The 17,995-nt window shown below is 64.2% G+C and carries 17 protein-coding genes and 1 pseudogene; 12 read left to right on the top strand and 6 right to left on the bottom strand.

Annotated features, from left to right (window positions below; all coding sequences use genetic code 11):
• Nucleotides 1-70: 70 nt before the first annotated feature.
• On the bottom strand, nt 71-1,660 hold the full coding sequence (gene mqo, locus ACZ92H_RS09730; RefSeq protein WP_465049166.1) for a malate dehydrogenase (quinone): 1,590 nt from the start codon (nt 1,658-1,660) through the stop codon (nt 71-73).
• Between the two features lie 469 nt (nt 1,661-2,129).
• Between mqo and ACZ92H_RS09725 the strand changes: the two genes are divergently transcribed.
• A complete protein-coding gene (locus tag ACZ92H_RS09725) occupies nt 2,130-2,552 on the top strand; it encodes a DUF1841 family protein (protein WP_131373609.1) in 423 nt (140 codons plus the stop codon).
• Between the two features lie 70 nt (nt 2,553-2,622).
• Here ACZ92H_RS09725 and ACZ92H_RS09720 read toward each other — a convergent pair whose 3' ends face one another.
• Together ACZ92H_RS09720 and ACZ92H_RS09715 are read right to left on the bottom strand one after the other, a co-directional pair.
• Nucleotides 2,623-2,964, bottom strand: a complete 342-nt coding sequence (locus ACZ92H_RS09720; RefSeq protein ID WP_092796426.1) for a c-type cytochrome — start codon at nt 2,962-2,964, stop codon at nt 2,623-2,625.
• Nucleotides 2,965-2,975: 11 nt separating this feature from the next.
• Nucleotides 2,976-3,305 (bottom strand): c-type cytochrome, encoded by a 330-nt coding sequence (locus ACZ92H_RS09715; protein ID WP_131373608.1) that lies wholly within the window; start codon nt 3,303-3,305, stop codon nt 2,976-2,978.
• 232 nt (nt 3,306-3,537) lie between these two features.
• Here ACZ92H_RS09715 and ACZ92H_RS09710 point away from each other — a divergent pair, with 232 nt between their 5' ends.
• From ACZ92H_RS09710 to ACZ92H_RS09675, 8 genes and pseudogenes are all read left to right on the top strand, one after another.
• Nucleotides 3,538-4,407, top strand: coding sequence for an AAA family ATPase (locus tag ACZ92H_RS09710; protein ID WP_465049164.1), 870 nt, complete (start codon nt 3,538-3,540; stop codon nt 4,405-4,407).
• Nucleotides 4,408-4,416: 9 nt separating this feature from the next.
• A complete protein-coding gene (locus ACZ92H_RS09705; RefSeq protein ID WP_465049163.1) occupies nt 4,417-5,052 on the top strand; it encodes a GNAT family N-acetyltransferase in 636 nt (211 codons plus the stop codon).
• On the top strand, nt 5,046-6,215 hold the full coding sequence (locus tag ACZ92H_RS09700) for a vWA domain-containing protein (protein WP_465049162.1): 1,170 nt from the start codon (nt 5,046-5,048) through the stop codon (nt 6,213-6,215). Before ACZ92H_RS09705 ends, ACZ92H_RS09700 begins: the two co-directional genes overlap by 7 nt.
• A 305-nt stretch (nt 6,216-6,520) precedes the next feature.
• Nucleotides 6,521-7,708: a cation:proton antiporter gene (locus tag ACZ92H_RS09695; RefSeq protein WP_314633356.1), complete on the top strand. Its 1,188-nt coding sequence runs from the start codon at nt 6,521-6,523 to the stop codon at nt 7,706-7,708.
• Nucleotides 7,709-8,839, top strand: coding sequence for a YbdK family carboxylate-amine ligase (locus ACZ92H_RS09690; protein ID WP_131373603.1), 1,131 nt, complete (start codon nt 7,709-7,711; stop codon nt 8,837-8,839).
• A 258-nt stretch (nt 8,840-9,097) separates the two neighbouring features.
• Nucleotides 9,098-9,580, top strand: a pseudogene (locus tag ACZ92H_RS09685) (sigma-70 family RNA polymerase sigma factor); the annotation flags it as partial.
• Between the two features lie 81 nt (nt 9,581-9,661).
• Nucleotides 9,662-10,414 (top strand): FecR family protein, encoded by a 753-nt coding sequence (locus ACZ92H_RS09680; protein ID WP_465049245.1) that lies wholly within the window; start codon nt 9,662-9,664, stop codon nt 10,412-10,414.
• Between the two features lie 94 nt (nt 10,415-10,508).
• Nucleotides 10,509-12,980 carry a TonB-dependent siderophore receptor gene (locus tag ACZ92H_RS09675; RefSeq protein WP_465049161.1) on the top strand — a complete coding sequence of 824 codons (2,472 nt, stop codon included), beginning with the start codon at nt 10,509-10,511 and terminating at the stop codon, nt 12,978-12,980.
• A gap of 9 nt (nt 12,981-12,989) precedes the next feature.
• Here the strand turns inward: ACZ92H_RS09675 and ACZ92H_RS09670 are convergent, their stop codons facing one another.
• A complete protein-coding gene (locus ACZ92H_RS09670) occupies nt 12,990-14,069 on the bottom strand; it encodes an alginate lyase family protein (protein ID WP_465049160.1) in 1,080 nt (359 codons plus the stop codon).
• The gene (locus ACZ92H_RS09665) at nt 14,066-15,058 is read right to left on the bottom strand and encodes a gamma-glutamyl-gamma-aminobutyrate hydrolase family protein (protein WP_131373599.1); all 993 of its coding nucleotides are present in this window, start codon (nt 15,056-15,058) and stop codon (nt 14,066-14,068) included. The genes ACZ92H_RS09670 and ACZ92H_RS09665 overlap by 4 nt, the downstream gene beginning before the upstream one ends.
• 218 nt (nt 15,059-15,276) lie before the next feature.
• Here ACZ92H_RS09665 and ACZ92H_RS09660 point away from each other — a divergent pair, with 218 nt between their 5' ends.
• Genes ACZ92H_RS09660 through ACZ92H_RS09650 form a run of 3 tightly spaced genes read left to right on the top strand, consistent with a single transcriptional unit; the run spans nt 15,277 to nt 17,148 of the window.
• Entirely contained in the window at nt 15,277-15,600 is a 324-nt protein-coding gene (locus ACZ92H_RS09660) for a hypothetical protein (protein WP_465049159.1), read from the top strand.
• On the top strand, nt 15,597-16,628 hold the full coding sequence (dapA, locus tag ACZ92H_RS09655; RefSeq protein WP_465049158.1) for a 4-hydroxy-tetrahydrodipicolinate synthase: 1,032 nt from the start codon (nt 15,597-15,599) through the stop codon (nt 16,626-16,628). Before ACZ92H_RS09660 ends, dapA begins: the two co-directional genes overlap by 4 nt.
• On the top strand, nt 16,606-17,148 hold the full coding sequence (locus tag ACZ92H_RS09650) for a division plane positioning ATPase MipZ (RefSeq protein WP_465049157.1): 543 nt from the start codon (nt 16,606-16,608) through the stop codon (nt 17,146-17,148). The genes dapA and ACZ92H_RS09650 overlap by 23 nt, the downstream gene beginning before the upstream one ends.
• Before the next feature lie 50 nt (nt 17,149-17,198).
• On the opposite strand, the gene ACZ92H_RS09645 is transcribed toward ACZ92H_RS09650, so the two are convergent.
• Nucleotides 17,199-17,948, bottom strand: coding sequence for a TorF family putative porin (locus ACZ92H_RS09645; RefSeq protein WP_131373597.1), 750 nt, complete (start codon nt 17,946-17,948; stop codon nt 17,199-17,201).
• Nucleotides 17,949-17,995 lie beyond the last annotated feature (47 nt).

Below are 17,995 nucleotides of genomic sequence, written 5' to 3'. Positions count from 1 at the left end.
AAAGGGGCAGCCTGACCAGGCTGCCCCTTTTTTCATGCCGACAGGAAACTCCCCTGCCGGCCAGTCTTGCTTAGTTTGCCGCAGGCGCGGGCGGTACGTCGAGCGTGAACGCCTTCAAGCCCAGGATGCCGCTGCTGTACTGGCGGATCTTGTTGGCCAGGGCCGGGTCGCTATTGAGCTTCTGGCCATACGACGGCACCATTTCCACCATCTTCGCTTGCCATTCCGGCGTCGCCAGGCGGCTCTTGAATGCCGTCTGCAGCACCTTGATCATGATGGGCGGCGCGGTCGAGGCGCCAGGCGATGCGCCCAGCAGGGCCACGATGCTGCCATCGGCGGCGCCGACGACTTCCGTGCCGAACTGCAGCAAGCCGCCTTTGACAGGGTCATCCTTGACGATCTGCACGCGCTGGCCCGCGTTTTGCAGGGTCCAGTCTTCCATCTTGGCGTTCGGCAAGTATTCGCGCAGGGTCTTCAGGCGGTCTTCCGGCGTGTTCATGACTTGCTCGACCAGGTATTTGGTCAGTGGAATATTGTCGTAGCCCGCTTGCAGCATCGGCTTCACATTGCCCGAGCCGATCGAGGCCGGCAAGTCGGTCCACGAGCCGTTTTTCAGGAACTTGGTCGAGAAGGTGGCAAACGGGCCAAACAGCAGGGCTTTCTTGCCGTCGATGATGCGCGTATCCAGATGCGGCACGGACATCGGCGGCGAACCGACGGATGCCTTGCCATAGACCTTGGCCGCATGCGCCGCCACCAGTTCCGGGTTGGTCGTCACCAGCCATTGGCCGCCGACCGGCACGCCGCCGTAGCCCTTGGCTTCCGGAATGCCCGATTTTTCCAGCAATGGCAGCGAACCGCCACCCGCACCGATGAAGACGAACTTGGCGCGCATGGTCTTTTCCTGGCCATCGGCCAGGTTTTTCACCTTGACGTTCCACACGCCATCGGCGCCGCGCTGGATGTCTTCCACCTGGTGGCGCAGGTGCAAGGCCATGCCATGGCTGTCCGTCAGGTATTTCACGAGGCCGCGCGTGAGGTTGCCGAAATTGACGTCGGTACCGATTTCCATGCGCGTCGCGGCCACTTTCTGGCCCTTGTCGCGGCCCTGCATGACCAGCGGCGCCCATTGCGCGATCTGCGCCTGGTCTTCCGAGTACAGCATGCCCTTGAATAAGTTCTGCTTTTGCAGCGCGTCATAGCGCTTGTGCAGGAAAGCAATGTTCGCATCGCCCCACACAAAGGCCATGTGCGGCACGTTGTTGATGAAGGTCTGCGGCGCGCCCAGGTGCTTGTTGGCGACCTGATAGGCCCAGAACTGCTTGGAAATTTCGAATTGCTCGTTGATCTCGACGGCTTTCTTCGTCTCGATGCTGCCATCGGCCGCTTCCGGCGTGTAGTTCAGTTCGGCAAATGCCGAGTGGCCCGTGCCCGCGTTGTTCATCGCGTCCGAGCTTTCGGCGGCCACGGAATCGAGGCGCTCGACCATTTCCATCGTCAGCGAGGGATCGAGTTCCTTGAGCATGCTGCCCAGGGTGGCGCTCATGGTGCCGGCGCCCACCAGCAGCACGTCGACCGGTTTTTCAGACGAGGCCGGCGGGGTCTTGTCACATGCCGCCAGGATCAGGCACGACATCAAAAGTAATAGCGATTTACGCATACGTAACTCCATTGAGGGATACTGAAGGATGATTCTTGTGCGCCACCTCGACAGCGCCATCGCTGCAGCCGATGCAAACAGTCCGCCATCCGGAACGCCAGGGCGGCCGGAAAGGTGTAGGGCTATGGTGTCAGGCATGCTGCCGCGCTCCGGTTGGATGGGGAGCGAGTACGGGTGGCAACGGTGCGGGCAATGGACGGCGCGACATCGTTGTCGGCCGAAAACCGGCAATGAAATCGCCGTCATGTCCAGAGCAAATATCAAGAACGGCGATTTTATCACCGTTATTTGGCGCCGCCGGGGCGCGGGGATCGTGGATAATACTTACTGCAAGGTATTAAATTTCGGTAACTATCGGGTCATGGAGACGGACGGACAGCATAAAAAAGGCCTGCCGCTGCCCACTATTTGCCTACGCGTTACAATGCCGGCTGCCCTTCAGCCATCCAGCCAGCCAGAATACTCAGCCATGTTCAACCCCTCTTCAGACGATGTACGCCGTTTCTTTTGCGAAACATTGCGCAAGCACCGAGCCCACGAAATCCTCACGCCCATGGAAGCCATCGCGCTCGACTGGATCCTCGAGCACCCCGAATACGAAAACGAACTCGCCGACGTGGAAGCGGCGCTGGCGCGCGATTACTCCGTCGAAGGAGGGCAGGCCAATCCTTTCCTGCACCTGTCCATGCACTTGTCGATCACGGAGCAGGTGCAGGTGGACCAGCCGCGCGGCATCCGCCCGGCCGTGCAGCAGCTGACGCAGCGCCTCGATTCGGCCCATGCGGCCCACCACGAGGTGATGGAATGCCTGGGCCAGATGATCTGGGCCTCGCAGCGCTCGGGCTTGCCGCCCGACACGGACGCGTATATCGACTGCGTCCGCCGCCGCTGATACGGCGCACGCCCGCACAAACAAAAGCCACGTCGAGACGTGGCTTTTTGCATGGCGGCGCCGTGTCAACTCAGCGATGGATGACCAGGGTCGTCGGCAGGCTGTGGAAATAGGCCGCCAGGTCCTTGATGTCCTGGTTGCTCAGCGGCTTGACCTGGCCCGTCATGATGGCGTTGTTGCGGCCGTTCGGCTTGTCTCCCCGTTTATAGGCGGTGAGCGCGTGCTCCAGGTAATCCTTGTGCTGGCCCGCCAACTTCGGATACGACGGGTCGATGGGCGAGCCGTAATCCTTGCCGTGGCAGGTGGCGCAGCTGTATTTTTCCGCCAGGGCTTTCCCCGTGTTGATATTGCCGGCGGCGCTGGCACCGAACGAGACAGTGGCGCACACGAGGGCGGCGAGTAATGTTTTCATCTGGCTAGTCCTCAGTTCGACTTGGCTTGTTGCGCATAATAGGCGGCGACGTCGGCGATATCCTGGTCCGACAGGCTGCTGGCGATGCCCTTCATGCTGGGGTGCTTGCGGTCGCCTTTCTTGTAGGCTTGCAGCGCGTTCTCGATGTATTTGGCGGGCTGGCCGCCGATCATCGGCACCTGGAATACTTCGGGGAAGGTTGCCTTGTAGCCGGGAATGCCGTGGCAGCCGATACACATTTCCACCTTGGCAGTGGCTGCCTTGGCGTTTCCTACAATGTCAGCCGCTGTGACGGCATTGGCGATGCCGGCAAGCACGAGAAGTGCAAATATTTTTTTCATAGTGGCAAAGTGAACAAAGGTAATCGGAGAAACGCCAGAGCTGGTTTTTTTTGATTTTATGTGTTGACTTTAAATGTAGACAATTAAACTGTTGATTGCCGATTCTAACCAAGATGTTCTTGCAAGTCCACTCACAAAAAATACACTGTCGCAGGCGGACACAGGCCGCCCGCGTGGCAGTGCGCCACAGTTCTGTTTATACTTGCCCTTTCCCTACTTTGGCAGACCGCTCATGCAAGCACCGCACTCCCAGCAAGGCCAACGCTTCGAAGGTTCCGACAGCTACGTCGCCACCGCCGACCTGAAACTGGCCGTGAATGCGGCGCTGACCCTGCAGCGCCCCCTGCTGATCAAGGGCGAGCCGGGCACCGGCAAGACCATGCTGGCCGAGGAAGTGGCGGCCGCGCTGAACATGCCGCTGATGCAGTGGCATATCAAATCGACCACCAAGGCGCAGCAGGGCCTGTACGAATACGACGCCGTCTCGCGCCTGCGCGATTCGCAGCTGGGCGACGAGCGCGTGCGCGACATCCAGAACTACATCGTCAAGGGCGTGCTGTGGCAAGCCTTCACGGCGCCCGAGCCGGTGGTGCTCCTGATCGACGAGATCGACAAGGCCGACATCGAATTCCCCAACGACCTGCTGCGCGAGCTGGATCGCATGGAATTCTACGTCTACGAGACGCGCGAAATGGTCACGGCGCGCCACCGCCCGCTCGTCATCATCACCTCGAACAACGAGAAGGAACTGCCGGACGCCTTTTTGCGCCGCTGCTTCTTCCACTACATCAAATTCCCCGACAAGGACACGATGGAGCAGATCGTCGCCGTCCATTACCCGCACCTGAAACAGGAGCTGCTGGCGCAGGCGCTGCAAACCTTCTATGCCGTGCGCGACGTGCCGGGCCTGAAGAAAAAGCCGTCGACCTCGGAATTCCTCGACTGGCTCAAGCTCCTGCTGGCCGAAGACATTCCCGCCGAAGCGCTGCGCAGCCAGGATAACAAGACCATCGTGCCGCCGCTGCATGGTGCGCTGCTGAAAAACGAACAGGACGTGCACCTGTTCGAGCGCCTGATGTTCATGTCGCGCACCAACCGCTAGGACGCGGCGATGAACGACATCGTCCCGGACAGCGTCTTTGTCCCCCTGGAACTGCACGGCATACGCCTCGAAGCGCTGGCGCCGCATCACGCGCCGGGCCTGCGCGCGGCAGCCGCCGATGGCGAACTGTGGAAATTGCGCGTCACCTCCGTGCCCGAACCCGAGCACGTGGAACAGTACATCTTCAAGGGCATCGAGATGCGCCCCGCGCGCTTCGCCTTTGCCGTCATCGATACCGCCAGCGGCGAAGTGCTGGGCACCACCAGCTACCACGACGTGGTGCCCGCCATCGGACGCCTGGAGATCGGCTACACCTGGTACGCCAGGCGCTGCCAGCGCAGCCACGTCAACACCACCTGCAAACTGCTGTTGCTGACGCACGCCTTCGAGACGCTCGGCTGCGCACTGGTGGGTTTTCGCACCGATAATTTCAACCGTGCCTCGCAGGCGGCCATCGAGCGCCTGGGCGCGAAAAAAGATGGCGTGCTGCGCCACCACGCGCTGCGCCGCGACGGCACCGTGCGCGACACGGTCATGTACAGCATCGCGCGCGGCGAGTGGCCGGAAATCGCCGCGCACCTGCGCTACAAGCTGGCGCAGCGGCCCATCGCGCCGCTGCCGCTTGCCGGAGAAGCGTCATGCTGATCGATTTTTTCTTCACCCTCAAGGATGCGAAGATCCCCGTCTCGATCAAGGAATTTTTGACCTTGCTCGAGGCGCTGCACAAGAATGTCATCGGCGCCTCGATGGACGATTTCTACTATCTGTCGCGCCTGACCCTTGTCAAGGACGAGGCGCATTTCGACAAGTTCGACCGCGCCTTCGCGCAGTACTTCAAGGGCGTCAATGCGGCCTTCGACGCGAACGCGGCGATTCCCCTGGACTGGCTGTTGAAACGCATGCAGCGCGAGCTGACCGACGAGCAGAAGGCGCAGCTGGAAAAATTCGGCTATGACAAGCTGATGGACCGCCTGAACGAACTGCTGAAGGAGCAGAAGGAGCGCCACGAAGGCGGCAGCAAATGGATCGGCACGGGCGGCACCTCGCCGTTCGGCAATGGCGGCACGAATCCGGAAGGCATCCGCATCGGCGGCAAGGGCGGCAACCGCACGGCCGTGAAAGTGTGGGAAGCGCGCAGCTACCAGGACTACGACAGCGAACGCGAGCTGGGCACGCGCAACCTGAAGGTGGCATTGCGCCGCCTGCGCAAGTTCGCGCGCGAAGGCGCGGAAGATGAACTGGCGCTCGATGCCACCATCGCCGCCACGGCGAACAACGCGGGCTACCTCGACATCAGGATGCGCCCTGAACGCAAGAACCGCATCAAGGTACTGATGCTGTTCGACGTGGGCGGCAGCATGGACGACCATATCGAGCGCACGGAAGAACTGTTCTCGGCGGCGAAGACGGAATTCAAGAACATGGAATTCTTCTACTTCCATAACTGCGTCTACGATACCCTGTGGAAGAACAACCGGCGCCGCAACGCCGAGCGTTTTCCCACCTGGGACGTGCTGCGCAAATACCCGCCCGACACCAAGCTCATTTTCGTCGGCGACGCCACCATGAGCCCCTATGAAATCCTGCAGCCGGGCGGCTCCGTCGAATACAACAACGAGGAAGCGGGCTCCGTCTGGCTGGCGCGCTTTACCAGCGCCTTCCCGAAATTCATCTGGCTCAATCCCGAATCGGAAGGCCTGTGGCAGTACCGCCAGTCCATCGGCGTGATGCGCCAGCTGATGAACGACCGCATGTTCCCGCTGTCGATCGACGGGCTGGAACGGGGCATGCGCTTGCTCAGTAAATAAAGTCGCGCAACAAAAAGTCCATGGCGGCATGCCGCCGCCATGTCGTACACTGCGGTAGAAACACCCGTGCGGAGCATCTCCGCCGCGGGCGGCGCGCCATGATACTGGCCTGCCCCGCCCTGCTGATCTTGTGGCCGGCCGCCATGGCCGTGGCACTGTTCGATTGCGCACATCGTGCGCGCCATCTGCTCCGGTAGAATCGGCGCATCGCGCTGCGCAAACAATGCACCATCGCTGCACCATGCCGTTGCCGCGCCAGCCTCCATGCTGCCGGCCGGTGCCAGCGCAATTTCAAAGGAATGAGCATGCAAAGTCTGATCTCGATCGCCGCCGACCTGTCCTGGCCGTTCGCCATTACCCTGGCCTGGGTGGTCGGCGAATTCGGTCACCGCTGGACGGGCCTGCCGCGCATCAGTTTTTATGGCGTGATCGGTTTCATCCTGGCGCAAACCCAGGTCGGCATCCTGCCGCAAACGGACGCCGGCCCCATGCTCGTGCTGGCCGATGTGGCCTTTGGCCTGATCCTGTTCGAGGTCGGCTACCGCATCAACCTGCGCTGGCTGAAAAACAATCCCTGGATCGCCGTCACGGGCCTGGTGGAATCCCTGCTGACCTTTGCCGTCGTCTACTTCATCGGCATCGAATTCGGCTCCACCTCGATGACGGCGCTGCTGCTGGCATCCCTGGCCATGTCCACCTCGCCCGCCACCATCATGCGCGTGATTAACGAGGAACGCAGCTCGGGCCAGGTGACGGAACGCATCGTCCACCTCACGGCACTGAACTGCGTGCTGGCCGTCTTCATGTTCAACATCATCGTCGGCTTCTGGATGTTCCAGAGCTCCACGGACCTGATCGAAGCGACCAGCAGCAGCGCCGCCGTGCTGGCCGCCTCGGTGGCCGCCGGCACCGTCTTCGGCATCGTCGTGCCGGCCATGCTGCGCCGCCTGGGCAACATGGCGCAGGACGCCACCGTGGCCTTCGCGCTGTCGGTGATGCTGCTCGTCGCCCTGACCTACACCACCAGTCTGTCGCCGCTGCTGGCAACGCTCACCTTCGGCCTGGTGGCGCGCCACCGCCGCGTGGCCTTCAGCCAGGCGCAGCGCAACTTCGGCGCGCTGGGAGAACTGCTGACGGTGCTGCTGTTCGTGTATGCCGCCTCGACCCTCGAATGGGCCAGCGTGACGGCAGGCGCGGGCCTGGCCCTGGCCGTCGTCGGCGGTCGCCTGCTGACGAAAGTCGTCGGCGTGGCCGCGTTCTCGCACGTCAGCGGCATTTCATGGCGCAAGGGCGTGCTGACGGGCGTGGCGCTCACGCCCGTTTCCGTCTTCATCATCCTGCTGCTCGAACACGCGCGCCAGCATGGCGTGAACTTCGGCGACGAATTGAATGCACTGGCCGCCGTCACCCTGGGCCTGGAACTGGTCGGCCCCGTGCTGGTGCAGCGCGTGCTGATGCTGGCAAAAGAAACCCACGAAATCAAGGAGCGCTAAATGCCGCTGGAACCCTTTGGCCAATCGGCCGCGCTGACTTTCGGCGTCGAACTCGAACTGCAGCTGGTGAACCTGTCAGACTACGACCTGACGGCCGCCAGCCCCGACCTGCTGCACCTGCTGAACAAGAAGCCGTTCCCCGGCAACGTCACGCCGGAGATCACCGAGAGCATGATCGAAATTAATTCGAGCGTGCACACGCATCACGGCCCCCTGCTGGAGCAGCTGCAGGAAATCCGCGACACCCTGATCACAGCGGGCGACAAGCTCAATATCGGCATCGCGGGGGGCGGCACGCACCCGTTCCAGCAATGGTCGTCGCAAAAGATCTTTTCCAAGCCCCGCTTCCAGGAAATCTCGGAGCTGTACGGCTACCTGGCCAAGCAGTTCACCATCTTCGGCCAGCACGTGCACATCGGCTGCGCCTCGGGCGACGACGCCATGTTTCTGCTGCACTCGCTGAACCGCTACATCCCCCACTTCATCGCCCTGTCGGCCTCCTCGCCCTACGTGCAGGGACGCGATACCCTGTTCGATTCGGCCCGCCTGAATTCCGTGTTCGCCTTTCCCATGAGCGGACGCGCGCCGTTCACCCTGAGCTGGGAACAGTTCTCCAACGAGTATTTCGCCAAGATGGAGAACACGGGCATCATCAAGAGCATGAAGGACTTTTACTGGGATATCCGTCCCAAGCCGGAATTCGGCACCATCGAACTACGCGTGTGCGACACGCCGCTGACGGTGGAACGGGCCGCCGCGCTGGCCGCCTACCTGCAGGCCCTGTGCCGCTACCTGCTGGAACAGAAGGAAGCGCCACCCGTGGAAGACGATTACCTCGTGTACAACTACAACCGCTTCCAGGCCTGCCGCTTCGGCCTCGATGGCGCCATCACGCACCCGAAAACCTACGAGACGATGTCGCTGCGCGAAGACATCATGACCACCCTGCGCAAGATGGAGCCGCACGCCGAGGCCCTGGGCAGCACGCAGGCGCTGAAGCACCTGTCGGACGTGGCCAAGCAGTGGAGCGACGCGCAATACCTGCGCAAGCAGCACAGCCTGCAGGGCAGCGCCGAGGGCATGGTCGATTCGGCGATCCGCTGCTTCCGCGGCGAGCCGATGATTTACTGACGCCACGCGCGCTGGTAGCGTAGGTCGGATTAGCCCATAAGGCGTAATCCGACAATATTGTTAGCGCCAGTGGTGGCGTCGAATGACGCGCTTGCGCGCTCATCCGACCTCCCCACCCCTCGCCCCAAAAAACCACACCCCGCCTCCCCCATCATTTACAGCTCCCTCCCCTGCTTGTTACAATAAGTGAGAATGATTCTTATTATTGTTTAAACCAATCAACCAGCCCGGCACCGCCGGTCAAGCAAGGGGAACGCGATGCCGCTGGCAGAGCCGCTACACCGCCAGGAAATCGCGACGCTGTACGCCGACCACCACGGCTGGCTGCAGGGCTGGCTGCGCAAGAAGCTGGGCAGCACGGCCTGCGCGGCCGACATGGCGCAGGACACCTTCCTGCGCCTGCTGGACCGCGAAGATGCCGTCGCCGCGCGCGAGCCGCGCGCCTTGCTCGCCACCGTCGCGCAGCGCGTGCTGTTCAACCATTACCGCCGGCAGAAACTCGAAGCGGCTTACCTGGAGGTGCTGGCACAGCTGCCGTCCCGGCATGCCCCCTCGCCCGAGGAACGGGCCTTGCTGCTCTCCACCCTGTTTGATCTGGACCGCATGCTCGACGGCTTGCCGCCGCCCGTCAAGCGCGCCTTTCTATTGCGCCAGCTCGACGAGCTGCCGCAGGAAGACATCGCGCGCCAGCTGGGCATTTCGCTGGCCACCGTGAAACGCCATCTGCAGCGCGCCGGCAGCGCCACGCAGGCGTGGCAGCAGCTGCAACTGCAGCACGAGCACCTGCCTCCCGAGGCGCACGCCATCTTGCTGCGCGCCTGCGTGCAGGCCAATGCGCCGCGCCGCCATGCCGTCAAGACCCTGGCCCTGCTGCTGGCCTGCGGCGCCTCGCTGTATGCGTTCGAACGCCGCAGTCCTTGGCGCAGCTGGACGGCCGACTACCGCACCGGCATCAACCAGCGCCGCGTCGTGACCCTGGCCGATGGCACGCAACTCACGCTCAACACGAACAGCGCCGTGAATATCGGCTACAGCGGCGAACAGCGGCAGATTCAATTGCTGGCCGGCGAAATCTTCATCGCCACCGGCAAGGATGCGGCGCAGCGCCCCTTCTTCGTCGGCACGCCGCATGGCCAACTGCAGGCGCTGGGCACGCGCTTCACGGTGCGCGTGCACGATGGCTATGCCAGCGCCGGCGTGCTCGAAGGCGCCGTCGCCGTGCTGTCCGGCGACGGCAGCCAGCGCCTGGTGCTGCGCCCGGGCGAAGGCGCCCATTTCGACAGGAACAGCCATCACCGCCAGGCCCTGGCGCCGTATGGCGGCGCGTGGCTGGGTGGCATGCTGGTGGCGCGCGACATGCGCCTGGCCGATTTCCTGGCCGAGCTGTCGCGCTACAGCGAAGTCCCGCTGGGCTGCACAGTGGCCATCGCCGGCGCGCGCGTTTCCGGCTCCTATCCGCTGGCCGACGTGAATGCCATCGTCGACGCCGTCAGCGCCAGCCTGCAGCTGCGGCGCAATACCGTTACGCGCTTCTGGGGCCGCCAGGTGGTGCGCATCGAACTGGCGCGTCTCTGAGATTATTTTCTGCAAAGTGAGCTGTTTTGCCGTGCTTGCGTGACCTGGAAGATAGGCAGTCTCCATCTCGCGCATCCACGAAAGGTTTTACTCCATGCATCACGCTTCGCGTTCCCTCCTTACCCGCACCGTCCTGGCCTGCGCCCTGTCGCAGATCGGCATGGCGCTCACCCTGCCGGCGCTGGCCCAGGCACAAAGCCAGCAAGTGCGCGTCTACAGCATTCCCGCCGGCGCGCTGGGCGACGCGCTCACGCGCTTCGGCAGCGACAGCGCCATTTTATTGTCGTTTTCCAGCGAGTCCACGCAAGGTTTGCGCAGCGCCGGCCTGCAGGGCAGCTATGGCGTGCACGATGGTTTCCGCGTGCTGCTGGCCGGCAGCGGCCTGCAAGCCGTGCCGCAGCCGAATGGCGGCTACCTGCTGCAAAAGATCCCCGCCAGCGCGCATGCCGCCACGGCGGACAGCCGCGGCGTGGCCGTCATGAGCGGCGTCACCGTGGTGGCGGCGGCCGAGCGCAACGCCGCCACCAGCGGCACGGGCAGCTACACGGGAGGCCCCGCCAGCGGCGCCACGGGCCTGGCCTTGACGCAGCGCGAGACGCCGCAATCGCTGACCATCGTCACGCGCCAGCAGATGGATGACCAGAACAGCAATGCCGTCTCCGACGTCATGAAAAACGTCAATGGCGTGAGCGTGCAAAACTACGACAGCGACCGCTGGAGCTTCCAGGCGCGCGGCTTTGCCGTCACCAACTTCCAGTACGACGGCGTCTCGGCCATCTATGACGGCGTGTACGACTGGGGCACGACCAACAGCGACATGGCCATCTACGACCGCATCGAAGTGCTGAAAGGCGCGACGGGCCTGATGAGCGGCTCGGGCGACCCGTCGGCCACCGTCAACATGGTGCGCAAGCGCCCCACCGCCGACTTTGCGGGGGCAGCCACCCTTGGCGCCGGTTCCTGGGACAACTACCGCGGCGAAGTCGATGTCTCCGGCCCCTTGAACGCCAGCCGCACGGTGCGCGGCCGCCTGGTGGGCGCCTACCAGGACAAGCATTCCTACCTGGACCGCTACAAGCAGCAAAAATCCGTCGCCTACGGCGTCGTCGAGGCGGACCTGACGCCCGTGACCCTGCTGACGGCCGGCTTCACGCACCAGGACTATAAGCCGCGCGGCTCGACCTGGACCGGCTTCCCCGTGCTGTTTTCCGATGGTTCGCGCACGGATTTTCCCACCTCGTGGAATCCGGCCACCGGCTGGAGCCGCCGCGACATGCAGAACACCTCCCTGTTCTCGTCGCTGGAACACACGTTTGCCAACGACTGGAAAATCAAGCTGAGCGCCAACCAGCTGCGCAGCAAGCATGACAGCGTGCTCGGTTCGGCCAGTGGCGGCAATCCCGATCCCGTCACGGGCGAAGGCGCGTATTTCTTCATGGGCAAATACAAGGGCGACCGCCGCCAGAGCACCGTCAACGTGGACGCCAGCGGCCCGTTTACGGCCTTTGGCCGCCAGCATGAAGCCATGTTCGGCTATTCCCGGTCGAGCGCGAAGCAGGATGGTCCCGTCTACGAATCAATTTATCCGCCCGTCGAAGGCAGTTATTTCGACTGGCGCGGCCAGTATGCGGAACCGGCCTTCAAGCGCCTGGGGAACGACAACGACAGCACGCGCCAGAGCGGCCTGTATGGCGCCTTGCGCCTGCATCCCGTCGACGCGCTGTCCCTCATCGTCGGCGCGCGCGTGAGCGACTACCGGCAGGACCAGGACCGCAGCTTCCTCGACGGCACGACCAGCGACATCACTTCGCGCATCAAGGAAAGCAATGTCATCACGCCGTATGCGGGCGCCGTGTATGACCTCGACCAGACCTATTCCGTCTTCGGCAGCTACACCAGCATCTTCGCGCCGCAAAGCAACCGCGACGTCAACCGGCGGTTCCTCTCGCCCGTGCGCGGCAAGGGCTTTGAAGCGGGCGTGAAAGCCGAATACCTCGATGGCAAGGTCAACGCCAGCGCCGCCGTCTTCCAGATCCGCCAGAGCAATGTGGCCAGCTATGTGGGCGAGGTGAATGGCGAGGAGGCGTATAAAGCCGTCGACGGCATCACCAGCCGTGGCCTGGAAATGGAAGTGACGGGCGAAGTGGCCAGGGACGTGAAGCTGAGCGCCGGCTACACATACGCGCATGTGCGCGATGCGGATGGCAAGGACGTCTTTTCCACCATGCTGCAAACCACGCAGCCGGCCCATTTGGTGCGCGTGCAAGGCAGCTGGCGCCTGCCCGCCAGCCTGGACAAGGTCACGGTGGGAGGCGGCATCAACTGGCAAAGCAGCTATTACGGCAAGCTGTGGAATCCGGCCACCGACGACTATGCGCGCATAGGCCAGGGCAGCTACGCGCTGGTCAACCTGATGGCCCGCTATGAAATCGGCAAGAACATGACGGCCAGCCTGAATGTGAACAACCTGATGGACAAGAAGTACCTGACGGGCCTGGGCCTGTTCGAAACGGGCTTTTACGGCGAACCGCGCAATGTGATGTTCACCTTGCGCACGAAGTTTTAACGATCCGGGCTAAGCGCCATACAGCGCCAGCGCCCAGGCTGGCGGGCGCAGTTCCAACGCCAGGGGCAACCAGGCGGGATCGAAGCGCGCCGCCAGCAGGTACACGTTGGCGGCGCCGCCGCGCTCCCATGCGCCCGTAAAGCCTTTTTCGCCTGCCGCCGCCCGCTTGCGATCGAACGGCACGGCGCTTTTCGCGAACTCTTCGTGCGTCTTTCTGCCCTGCGCATACGGCGACAGCCAGGCCAGCGCCTCGCCCAGGCGCTGCGCTTCCGGCGCGCCATACCAGTCATCGCCATGCGCCTGCGCCATCAGCGCCGTCGCCAGCAGCGGCTCCAGGCTGTAGGTGGTGTAATGCAGGGCGTCGCGCTGCTCGAAGTCGAACGGCAGGCCGCCGGCGCCGATATTGCGCGGCACATGGGCCAGGAAGCGCTCCTTCGCGCGCGCGATCAGCAGCGCCTCGCCCGCGACATAAGCGGCGGCCGTGCCGATCTTGATGCGGTGGCTATGCCAGTTGTTGCGCGCCGTCGAGGGCCCGCCCACCTTGACGGGATCACTCAGGTAGCCCTGCGCCAAAGTGCGGCAAAAGGCCCGCACCTGCTCGCGCTCCACGCCGTTCAGGCGCTCCTGTATCAGGTCAAAGCCCATCAGCAGGCTGGCCAGCTCCGTCTCGTCGACGGGACTGAACGACGGCTGGTAGCCGCTGGTCCACGCCAGCACCAGCTGGCGCGACGCCTCGAAATGCGCCATTTCGCCCGACAGTCGCCAAGCCAGCGCCTGCAGCCGCGCCTGGCGCCAGTCTTCCTGCGCCTGCTGGCTTTTTTCGCGTCCGCCTTCGCCCTTCAGCAAGCCGCCCGTGCGTACTTCGGCCATCAGGTGCACGGGCCGCGCGGCATCCTTGCGCGCCCCCTTGAGCACCTGCCCGGCGATGGCCGGCGCCACGCGCGCCTTGAGCGTGCGGGCGCGGGCGGCGGACGTCAGGGCGAACGCCAGCGCTTCCTCGTGCGGTCGCGGCGCCGCGCGCAACCCCGCCAGGGGCAGCGCCAGCAGGGCGGCCAGCACGCTGCGCCGGCGCATCAGGTGCGCACTCAAAACCGCGTCTCCCGCGCCGCGCGCAGGAAGTTATCGAGGATGGGCGTGCAATCGAGCAGCTCGACGCCGCCCGCCGAATGGAACTCCGGATGCCACTGCAAGCCCATGACGAAGCGCGCCCGCTGGTAGCGGATGGCCTCGACGATATTGTCGCCTTGCGAATACGCTTCCACCGTGATGTCGCGCCCCAGGTCCTTGACGGACTGGTGGTGGATGGAATTGACCAGCGCCTCGCCCGTCTTCGGGAACAGGCCGGCCAGGGACGAGCCTTTCGGGAAGACGATGGTGTGGCGGTGGCGGTCATACAAGTCGTTGACGTGCGAAGTGGCGCCCTCCACGTCCGAGGCGATGTCCTGGTACAGGGTGCCGCCGAAGCCCACGTTGATGAGTTGGCAGCCGCGGCAAATGCCCAGCACGGGCTTGCCCGCGTCGACGAATTCATGCAGCAGCTCCAGCTCGTACAGGTCGCGCGCGCGGTCGCCGCTCCACTCGGGCCGCGTGGCCGTCTCGGAATACGTCTGCGGCGAGACGTCCGCGCCGCCCTGCAGCACCAGCCCGTCCAGGTGGCGCGCATAGTGGCGCAGGGTGATGTTACTCGGATGTAGCAGGCCGCTGGTATTGACGGTCGGGATCATGAATACCAGCACGTCGCGCGACATGACCCACTGCGCGATCGACTCTTCCAGGTACTGCAAATTCTTGCTGCGCAGGCCAGTGGCGCCCGGCTCCGGGTGGAAAATGCGCGCCGAGATGCCGATGCGCAGGGTGCGCCGCATGAAGTCGCGGCTGGCCTTGTCTCGCATGGAGCGGTAGCGCGATGTGATCACCCGCCAGGCCAGCGCCAGCGGCGTGTCGTTGTCCTTCAGGTAGCGCGGCGCGGCGTCGCGCGCGCGGTGCTCGTCATCGGCGGCGCGGCCAACCCGGTCGGGCCGCGCAGGGGGCGCTGCTTCGCTGGAAGGGGGATGCGGCGGATCTTTTTCGTCTGACATGGCGGGGCTGACTGAAAGCGGAGACGTTTTCAATATAAACCCCCGCCTCCGAAAGCACGATTCAATTTTGTAACAAAAGCATACTCGCGGGGCATCCGCGCAACACGCGGGCACGCTTTGCATACAGTCCGTTTACGCCCATCCGCCCGCTTTTTAGAGAATCTTTACGCCCCCGCTGCTACTCTTGAACGTACCTCAACCACCGCTGCAAAGCCGCCATGGAACCCGATACCCGCCCAACCATACGCCACGCCGTCAGTCACCCGGCATGCCATCCCCTGCCCCGCCGCCATCCCCGCCTGCCCGTGTTCCTCATGCATATCACCGTCGATGCGGCTTGCCTGGCCCAGCTGCGCCGGCTCGTCGTGCAGACCTGCGGCACGATGCTGTCCTTCATGCGCGTCGAGGCGGTCGACCATGCCGCACGCATGAAGGTATGGCTGTGCGTGACGGAACCGGCCCTGCGCCTGACCATGGATGCCGTCATGCGCCTGTTGCCGGCGGCGGAATTTGGCCGCATCAGCCAGGGGAAAACCACATGAACCAGCATGCCTGCGACCACGCCATGTCTTGCGCGCGCATCACCGCGCACTTCCAGGGCATCTGGGTGCCGATGGTCACGCCCTTCCGCCATGGCGAACTCGATCTCGACGCAGCCCAGCAGCTGGCCAGCGAACTGGCCGCCAGCGGCATCGATGGCCTGGTTGTCTGCGGCACCACGGGCGAAGCGGCCATGCTGGACGCGCATGAGCAAACCCTGCTGCTCGATAGCGTGCTCGAAGCCGTCGGTCCCCGCTTCCCCGTCGTCATGGGCGTGGGCGGCAGCGATACGCGCCAGGTCAGCGCCACGGTGCAGCGCTACCACGACCACCCGCTGGCGGGCCTGCTGATCTCCGCCCCCGCCTACGTGCGCCCGTCGCAGGACGGCATCGTGCGCCATTTCCAGGCCATCGCCGCGGCCACCGACCAGTCCATCGTGCTGTACAACGTGCCGGCGCGCACGGGCGTGCAGATCGCGCCGGCCACGGCCGCCCTGCTGGCGCGCGACTCGCATTTCGTCGCCATCAAGGAAGCGGGCGGTTCGCTGCAGCAGTTCGCCGAGCTGCTGCTCGAGACGCGCCTGGACGTGCTGTGCGGCGACGATGCGCTGCTGCTGGCCAGCCTGTCGATGGGCGGCCACGGCGCCATGTCGGCCGCCGCCCAGGTGCGTCCCGACCTGTACGCGCAGCTGTACCACCTCGTCAAACATGGCCGCCACGGCGCCGCCGGTGCCCTGTTCAAGGTCATGCTGCCCGTCATCCGCCTGCTGTTCGCCGAACCCAATCCCGCGCCCATCAAGGCGGCGCTGGCCATGCAGGGCAAGGTGCGCGAGGAGCTGCGTTTGCCGATGACGCCCATGTCGGCCGCAGGCCAGGCCGCGCTGGCCGGCGCGCTGGAGCAGCTGATGGCCCTGCCCGCGTGGACGGCCAGCGACAAGGAGGAGCCACGCGAAGGCTGCCTGCTGCAGCTGGTGTCCGCCGCCAATATCATGCCATCCGCGCGCCAAGATGATCATCGCCATCACGGATGATCGGGGAGGATTGGAAAAATCCATCGTCGCCGGACGGCTGGCCGCCTCGCGCGCGCTGGCCGGACGCAAGGTGCTGCTGCTCGACGCCGATCCGCGCCAGGCAGCCCTGGCGCAGGCCGGAAACCTGCGCGCCGGCGGCATGCGGGGCGGGGTGACGGCGCCCCGCCTGATGGCGCGCGCCATCAGCGCCAAGGGCTTGCAGCCGGAACTGGAACACCTGGTGAACTGCTACCACGACATCGTCATCGACAGCGAAGGGCGCGATTCCATGGGCAGCCGTTCCGCCCTGGCCGCCGCGCGCGTGCTGGTGGTGCCGCTGGACGGCGTCGCCGATGCCGCCGCGCAGGCCAGCCTAGCGCGCCGCATCGCGCATGCGCGCAGCGTCAATCCGGAGCTGCGCGTGCTGCTGGCGACAGATACGCACACGGCCGCCGCGCATGCGCTGGCGGCACGGATTCCCGCAGCCCGCGTGGTCAGCCTGGGGCAGCTGTATTGCGCGGTTTTCAAGCTGTCCAACTAGCCCGGCACATGAAAAAAGGCGGCGCCTGCGCCGCCTCTCCCCTCCGTCAATTAAAACGTCTTGCTGAGCGTCAGCAGCAGCGCCGTCTTGCCCATGAACTTGCCATTCACGGGCGAGGCATAGGCGGACTTGCCCGCGTTCGTGCCGACCACGGCCAGCGCGCCCGTGACCACGCCGAAGTCGCGCGTCACGCCCACTTTCCAGTCCGTGTAGCTCGACGCGTCATTGTGTTTCACTTTCTGGTGGCCCGCATGCAGGTTGCCCGTCCAGCCATGGCTCAAATCGATGTTCGCGCCGATATCCAGGTAGCCGCTGTTCTTGCTGTTGACGATGCCGAACAGGTTAGACACGGCATGCGAATACTTGACGTAGGCGGGGCCGTACGACAGCTGGCCATAAACTTCCTGCGTATCCGCGTCGGCCAGGCCGGCGATATGCTTCAAGCCGTTGTCCGCATACACGTACGCCAGCACGCCCACGTCATAGCCAGCATCGCTGGTCAACTGGCCGCGCTTGCCCGCATACAGGTCCACTTCCACGTCGCCGCTGCCGCCCGCGTCCCTGGTCCACTTGATGGTGGACGCCCAGGCGCCCGCGTACAGGCCGGTAGGATTGTTGACGTAGTCAAAGCCGCCCTGCAGGGCGGGCTTCAGGCGCGTCTGCGAGATGCCGCGATAGCGGTAGTCCGAGACACCAGCCAGGTTGAAACTGACTTCATTGTCCGGCTTGGCCTCGTCCGCGCGGGCCAGGCTGCCCGTGAAGGCTGTGGCGACGGCGAGTGCGAATAGCATTTTGTTCATGGTTTTTTCTTCTTCATGGGTGGTATGGGCCTTTGCCAACATGGCGC

Source organism: Janthinobacterium foliorum (assembly GCF_978021625.1).
The sequence above is the reverse complement of the archived record's forward strand: the minus strand, read 5'-3'. Positions and strand labels throughout refer to the sequence as shown.